Source organism: Psychrobacter sp. T6-1, assembly GCF_052258445.1.
Genome location: NZ_JBQQFC010000116.1, coordinates 1 through 7,234, shown reverse-complemented (window position 1 = coordinate 7,234; position 7,234 = coordinate 1). Strand labels below are relative to the sequence as shown.

At 43.8% G+C, this 7,234-nt stretch carries 10 protein-coding genes; 1 reads left to right on the top strand and 9 read right to left on the bottom strand.

Annotated elements, in window-relative coordinates; all coding sequences use genetic code 11:
- Together ACTXGO_RS07825 and gdhA are read right to left on the bottom strand one after the other, a co-directional pair.
- On the bottom strand, window positions 1-345 hold a 345-nt coding region (locus ACTXGO_RS07825), incomplete at its 3' end, for a hypothetical protein (protein WP_443573956.1).
- Between the two features lie 310 nt (window positions 346-655).
- A complete protein-coding gene (gene gdhA, locus ACTXGO_RS07820; RefSeq protein WP_443573954.1) occupies window positions 656-2,002 on the bottom strand; it encodes an NADP-specific glutamate dehydrogenase in 1,347 nt (448 codons plus the stop codon).
- A 450-nt stretch (window positions 2,003-2,452) separates the two neighbouring features.
- On the opposite strand from gdhA, the gene ACTXGO_RS07815 reads away from it, so the two are divergent.
- On the top strand, window positions 2,453-3,118 hold the full coding sequence (locus ACTXGO_RS07815) for a class I SAM-dependent methyltransferase (protein ID WP_443542095.1): 666 nt from the start codon (window positions 2,453-2,455) through the stop codon (window positions 3,116-3,118).
- A gap of 25 nt (window positions 3,119-3,143) precedes the next feature.
- Here ACTXGO_RS07815 and ACTXGO_RS07810 read toward each other — a convergent pair whose 3' ends face one another.
- From ACTXGO_RS07810 to mobA, 7 genes are all read right to left on the bottom strand, one after another.
- Entirely contained in the window at window positions 3,144-3,530 is a 387-nt protein-coding gene (locus ACTXGO_RS07810; protein ID WP_435949419.1) for a tautomerase family protein, read from the bottom strand.
- Between the two features lie 69 nt (window positions 3,531-3,599).
- Window positions 3,600-4,304, bottom strand: a complete 705-nt coding sequence (gene modB / locus ACTXGO_RS07805) for a molybdate ABC transporter permease subunit (RefSeq protein WP_443542151.1) — start codon at window positions 4,302-4,304, stop codon at window positions 3,600-3,602.
- A 59-nt stretch (window positions 4,305-4,363) separates the two neighbouring features.
- Window positions 4,364-5,167, bottom strand: a complete 804-nt coding sequence (gene modA / locus ACTXGO_RS07800; protein WP_443569409.1) for a molybdate ABC transporter substrate-binding protein — start codon at window positions 5,165-5,167, stop codon at window positions 4,364-4,366.
- Window positions 5,168-5,180: 13 nt separating this feature from the next.
- On the bottom strand, window positions 5,181-5,645 hold the full coding sequence (locus ACTXGO_RS07795) for a molybdenum cofactor biosynthesis protein MoaE (RefSeq protein WP_443573958.1): 465 nt from the start codon (window positions 5,643-5,645) through the stop codon (window positions 5,181-5,183).
- Between the two features lie 74 nt (window positions 5,646-5,719).
- Window positions 5,720-6,022 (bottom strand): MoaD/ThiS family protein, encoded by a 303-nt coding sequence (locus tag ACTXGO_RS07790; RefSeq protein ID WP_435949421.1) that lies wholly within the window; start codon window positions 6,020-6,022, stop codon window positions 5,720-5,722.
- Window positions 6,023-6,172: 150 nt separating this feature from the next.
- Window positions 6,173-6,694 (bottom strand): cyclic pyranopterin monophosphate synthase MoaC, encoded by a 522-nt coding sequence (moaC, locus tag ACTXGO_RS07785; RefSeq protein WP_317198720.1) that lies wholly within the window; start codon window positions 6,692-6,694, stop codon window positions 6,173-6,175.
- Window positions 6,691-7,234: molybdenum cofactor guanylyltransferase (gene mobA, locus ACTXGO_RS07780; protein ID WP_443573952.1), on the bottom strand; the 544-nt coding region annotated here is incomplete at its 5' end. The genes moaC and mobA, both read right to left, overlap by 4 nt.

Here is a 7,234-nt window from a genome sequence, read left to right as displayed (position 1 = left end):
TAAAGGCTCGTATAGCTCCGTTTGCGTGTGGTTATTGTCGATGATGATAATCTCATCATTGGAGTGTTTGATAGCAATAAGTGAGCGGATAGTAGCAAGGACTAAAGCGGTAGGTTCAGCGCGGATAATAAGCTGAAAACTAAGAGATATAGTAGCATCAGTTTGCGAGGTATAATTATTAGATGAGGCTCTATTGTCTTTTGCGCTGGTATCATACAGCTCTGTATTGACATCCATAAAGCCATTTGATTTTTTGAAAATAGGCTGACTGTCAGTACTATCTATGACAAATTCACTTAACACCTTGAGCATGCTTTGATTGTTATCCAACTCCTTACTTATCATTTTATTATATCCCTAGCCGCCCGTTCGATACCTTTTAGATATCTAAAAATGTCGTTAAAGTTGAAAGTAAATCAATAATAACTTCAATGTCTTTAGATAATTATAGAGGGTATGTCTATAATTTCGAATAAATGTAACGCTGGGTAAGAAGTGTAAAAGTAGTTTTAAATTAGGTACTTGCGCTCTAAAAAACTTTAGCAAGCGTCTTGTGACCAAGTATTAAAATAAGCTATCAAAATAATCTTAAACAAAAAAAACGCCTACCTATATAGGTAGACGCTCGTGTAGTTTTAAGTGGGGTGTATCTTACTTAGTTTAAGATGCCATAAGCACATAAGGCATCAGCAACGCGTTTAAAACCGACGATATTAGCCCCTGCCACATAATCAATATAACCATCTTCAGTCTGGTTGTATTTTTGTGACGCGTCAGCGGCACTATCATGGATGTTTTTCATAATAAGCTTTAAGCGCTCATCAATTTGATCAAAGCTTTTGTACTGACGTACTGAGTTTTGTGACATCTCAAGCGCAGAGACCGCTACCCCGCCCGCATTTGCCGCTTTACCTGGTGCAAAATGCACACGATGCAGACAGATATAATCGACCGCTTTGGCCGTTAGAGGCATGTTTGCGCCTTCAACGACGTATTTTACGCCGTTCTCAACCAGCAGTTTGGCGTCGTCTTCGTTGACTTCGTTTTGTGTGGCCGACGGTATAGCGATGTCCCCTTTAAACTGCCAAGGCTTTTGCTCGGCAAACCACTCGCCGCCATAGACATCAACATAGTCCGCTAGTGGCTTGTTTTGATCTTTTTGCTTTTTGAGCCAATCGATTTTTTGTTGATCAAGGCCTGCTTCGTCATATAAGGTTCCTTTTGAATCAGAAACGGTAATCGGTACACCGCCGAGCATAAAGACTTTTTCAGCCGCGTGTAAGGATACGTTGCCTGCCCCTGATATCAGCACCTTTTTACCTTTTATATTGTCGTTCTGGGCAGCCATCATGTTCTCTAAAAAGTAAACCGCGCCATACCCTGTAGCCTCTGTACGCACAAGGCTGCCACCAAAACCCACGCCTTTACCCGTCAACACGCCGCCATGCTCATGAGTCAAGTTTTTGTACATAGCAAACATGTAGCTGACTTCGCGGCTACCTACGCCGATATCGCCCGCCGGTACGTCAACGTCTTTACCGACGTAGTGATGTAATTCGCGCATAAAAGCATAGCAAAAACGGCGAATATCGTTATCCGTTTTACCCTTAGGATCAAAGTCAGAACCGCCTTTACCACCGCCCATAGGCAGACCGGTCAATGCATTTTTGAATATCTGCTCAAAACCCAAAAACTTTAGGATTGATTGATTGACCGAAGGGTGAAACCTTACGCCGCCTTTGTACGGGCCTAGAGCGTTACTGAACTGTACTCGCCAGCCGCGATTGACTTGCACCTCGCCTTTGTCGTTTTCCCAGTTGATACGAAAAGCAATAATGCGATCAGGCTCAACTAAGCGCTCAAATATTTTATTTTTTTTATACTCAGGATGAGCGTCGTATAAAGGCGCGATAGTCAGAGCAACTTCTTTTACCGCTTGTACAAATTCAGGTTGATGGGCGTAGCGTGCTTCGACTTTTTCGATAGCCTGAGAGATACTCATATAAGATCCTTAATGGTAGAGATTATGATATTTATTAGCGCAATTTTGCTTATAAGCAGAGGTGTTCTGACTGATCAGCGTATTAACGACTAACTACAGGATTGAAGTCGTTATACTTTTTAAGCTTAGAACAAATGCCAACTAACAACATATGTATATATCATTTTTTGCCAGTATAAGTCTAGTAAATATCATCATAACCGGAATCTATAGGCAAATTTACATTCGCTATGTCAGATATCACAAGTGATTGCGTAGCATTACTACCCTGAGAAGTAACACTATGTGTCGCACTAATCCCTTATACTTGTATCCCTTAAACCTTTACTACCTATACAGTCCTTTTAAAACACATCTTTTTATATGTCAGCTTTCGTTCTGACAATACACTCCCTTTATAGTGGCACCTTTGCCAGACTCTGCACTTTTGCTTCTGTTTTTGGAGGGTTTATGACCTCAACGACTCCTGTGCGTGTGCGTTATCAAACCATAGAGATCGGTAGTACTGATATCCATATTTGCACCTTACGTGACAATCAAGAGTTTAGTGATCCTAACGATGAGGCGCTTGATTTGGGCATTTGCTCGGCGTCTTGGCCGATGTTCGGAGTGATATGGCCCTCAAGCTTGGTACTTGCCAACCATATGCTTGATTATAATATCGTAGGCAAGCGTATTTTGGAGATTGGCTGCGGCATGGCGTTATCAAGTCTGCTGCTCAATCATCGTCATGCTGATATCACAGCGACTGACTATCATCCGGCGGTTGAGTATTTTCTTGATCGCAATACGCTGCTCAATAATAGCAAAGCCATTCATTTTGAGCGCTTAGACTGGGCTGGGGATAATAGTCATCTTGGTCAGTTTGATATGATTATCGGTAGTGATTTGCTTTATGAAGATCAGCATATCGATATACTAGCAGGTTTTATCAACCGTCATTCTAAACCCAAATGCGAAGTCATCGTTGTTGATCCTGGGCGCGGTCGTAAGAATAAACTCACGGCTAAAATGATCGCGTCAGGTTTTAGTAGTCAACACGTCAAACCGATAGAGACCACTTATTTAGAATTACCTTTTAAAGGACATATTTTGACGTTTTTGCGAGAGTCTTAGCTGTCATGCCATTGACCTATAAAGATCACACGGTAATTTTATAACTCAAATCGCGCGCCTCGTCACCTGTGATACCGCGAAATCCCCAGCAGTGCGCGGGCTGCTCTTTTATCGTGATCTCGATATCTATCGGTGCTATTCCAAGCTCTAACTCAATCTGCTTAAATAACGCTTTAATCAGCGCCTTTTGCGTAGCAATCGTACGCCCTGCCATCATGTTAATTTCAATAACCGTGTAAGCGGCTGAGCGGTCGCTCGGATAGTAAAAGTCCTCAGCGTCCATAGGGATAAAACGCTGCGCGCGCTTGTCCTCTGGCAGCCCAAGGACGGACATCATGCAACCATGAATGACCTCTGATAATTGGGCTTTGATAGGATTAAGATTTTCTTTTATGCCGTACACTATAATCATATTTTGTCTCTTTGACTTAACTGCTTGTAGTCGTTCATACGTTTTGTATCTACGACCATCTATTACGTCTTATCTACCTCGCTGATTGATACGGCTCACACTCGCAATGAGCGCGACCATGACCATTCCCATAATAATCAGGACGCCTGACATCATATGCGCGGCGTCATAATTGAGCGCTTCGACTTGCTCGTATATAGCGATAGATACCACCTTGGTCTCGCCTGCGATACTGCCGCCTATCATAAGTACCACGCCAAACTCGCCAATCGTATGGGCAAAGCTAATTAAACTACCCAAAATAATACCGACCTTGGCTTGCGGGAGCGCCACTGTCATAAGACGCCTTAGGCGACTTGGCTCGAGTAATTGCGCCATCTCCATTACGCTTTTTGGAATGCGTAAAAACTGTGCGTAAACGGGCTGAATATAAAACGGCAGGGAATAAATAATAGAGCCAATTACCAGACCTTCAAAGGTAAAGATCAGCGGGCTGATATTATGCTCCAAAAGATAGTGACCGATACCAGCGCTAGGACTTAGCAAAAGTAGTAAATAAAATCCAATCACAGTGGGCGGTAAGACCAGCGGCATAGCGATAACGCCCATCAGTATTACCTTTATCCGCGCAATATTAGGTCCGCGACTGGGTTTGGCTAGCCAGTAGGCCACAGGCGTAGCAAAAAGCAGTAGACATATCGTAGTAACCGTAGCAAGTTTGAGGCTGACTAAGAAGGGACTGAGCATGTCTGACATAAGCGATGGATCTATCATGATGTCATTTCTCATGGCTCATTACTAATGGTATAAGGTTTATTATATTTAAGAGATTACTATCGAACCGCAAGATATCCGGCTTGCGAGAAGTACCGCTGCCCTGCGGCTGAGCGCAAATAGTTCGTAAAATCTATGGTAGCAGGTTTATCGCTGATGATAATACCATCTTGTAAAATAGCTGGATAAGACTCATGCGCTAAGGTAACAAACTGCTCAGGTTTAGCATCAATAGCAATAATTTGAGATTGCGCGACAAAGCCATAAACGACACTGCCTGTATGGGCATATTGGAACGCCTGCCCGATATTTTCTGCTTGTATTAATCGCTTTTGCTGCACTAAAGGGTTATATAAATTTTGCGCCTGCAAGTAGGATTTAGCCGACGCGCCATAAGGGGCAAGCTCAGGACTAGCAATAGCGATCTTGCTACTGCTGTCGCTTATTAATATATCAGTCAGCGCTTTTGGATTGAATTCATCCAAAGGTTTGGTGACGCTATATAGTGCTAGCTGACCTTGCGTATAGGTAAAAGGGTGATGAGCTTGTTTGTTTTGTGCGCTATTGTTAGCAAGCTTAGCAGGGAATTCTTGATTGGCCGATAAGAATATATCGTAGGGCGCGCCTACTATTATCTGCGCATATAGTTTGCCAGAGGAGGCATACGTGACTTCTATACTTGTCTTGGACAACTCGTTCGTTGACTGATAGCCATCAATAATATCGGGCAGGACATCAGACAGATTGGCAGCCGCTGCAATACGTAGCGTCTGCAACTGCTCCGACTCATGGTTGGCAGAGGCGGTATCTGAAGCACTCTCGCGTGTGCAAGCAGTTAATAGTAAACAGGCACTTGCGCACAAAAGCGCTGTGACCCTAACCATTGTTGCTAAGCCACTTAGAGGGCGCGTCCTCGTAATACTCTTGCTTCCAAACGGGAATATCAGCCTTAATAGTATCGAGTATCCAGCGGCAAGCATCGAATGCAGGATAACGATGCGCAGAAACCACCCCAACCCATACCGCGACATCGCCAATCTCTAATGCGCCGATACGGTGAATGGCAATAGCATGAGTGATCTCAAAACGATTTTTGGCCTCCTCGATAATGGCGCGACCTTGATTCAGCGCTAAGTCTTCATAACCGTAGTAGGTTAAGCGCTCAACGCTACTAGCGTTGTTATGATTGCGCACGCGACCTTCAAAGCAGGCAAAGGCGCCGCAGCGATCATCATCCAAGGTATTTTTAAGTCGGTTTTCGTCAATGGCGATATCTAATAATGCAAAGCCATCGCGCTGGGCAATAGCATAGACCTCATCAACGCTACGCTTAATGGTCATGGAGTGGCTGTGGACGTTGTCTGTCATAGGTTATCTCTACTTGTTGTTTCTGCTGATTATCTCGAACCCCTTGCCTAGCCGCCAGCGACTGGGGTGATAAATACCACGCTATCACCATCATTAATCGGGTCTGACCATTTAGCGAAGTAATCATTCACCGCCACGCGCAGCTCTTCTTGTGAATGACTAAAGCCATGCTTTTGACTCAAGTTATCATAAAGCTCGCTTAGTGAGGTCGACGGCTCAACCTTGACGGTCTCTTGTTGGCAATTGGCGGCGTCAGCTAAACTGGCAAAGTAGAGGACTTTGATAGTTATTACAGCACCAACTTGGGTTGCTGCTCTGGTTGCTCGTTCAGTCTCTTTAATAGCGCTCATTATATTCTCCGTTCTTGTCAAACTATTCTGTCGTAGGGTGCTTTCTAAGCACCTCAAAGCTAGGAAAGTCCTTCAAATATCCCACTCTCAACCATTTCAATATGGTAGCGTAGGCTGTGACTTTAGCCCAGCATTTTGCTCTTGTGAAACCTAAGCATGACTATAATCTGATTTGCCGCCCGTTTTGGTTATCAAGCGCACATTATCAATGACGATATCATGTGATATGGCTTTAGTCATGTCATAAATGGTCAAGCAAGCAATGCTCACAGCAGTTAAGGCTTCCATCTCAACGCCCGTCTTATGCGTGACTTTGACCGTAGCACTAACGATGATACTGTTTAAACGATCATCATAGTCAAAGCTCAAGCCTATTTTATCGAGTGGTAATGGGTGACATAGTGGAATCAAATCATGAGTGCGCTTAGCAGCCATAATGCCTGCAATATGCGCCGTTTGAGTGATACTGCCTTTTTTGGTCATGCCATCAGCGGCTTTGATCTGCTGATAAATCTCGCTAGGAAATCGCACTTGTCCAGCCGCATGAGCCTCTCGCGTAGTGGTACTCTTGCCACTAACATCGACCATGGTAATATCACCGTCGCTATCTAAATGCGATAGTCCAGATTGGATCGCAGTATTTTGATTGTCTGTTTGGACGTCACTGTTCATAGAGGATTTCTCTGATATTTATAGTCTGACATAGATAGAGTGCTTAACGAGTGGCAAGCCCGCTCAAAGTCTTTAGGCGTATTAAAATTGGTTAAATGCTGCCAGTCATTTGTAAAGGATACCGCTTGTACATTAGGTTTAATAAAGGGCATAACTCGGCGCGCGCCGCTATCGATGTAAGCTTTTAGATCAGGCTCAAGGCTTAATTGATAAAGTCCTAACAGCGGATATAAATGGCTATCATCGGTCAAGCAAATCACTTTTTTATCAGTTGACTGACTTTTAGTTATTTGAGTCGCTGCAAGCTGCAACTTCTGCCATAAGTCTGTGGCTGGTATCAAGCTGTCGCAGCTGATAACCAATAACCATGATGATGGATTATAGTGCAACTGGGTGGCTTGCTTTAAATGAGTCAAAGTCTGCAAAGCGGACTCGATAGCGACCAATGCCCCACCCGTCTTGATCTTATCATTACTATTTTTATCATTAGCATTAGCATTAGCATTAGCATCGGCATCGGCATCAACGCTAGCATAATCA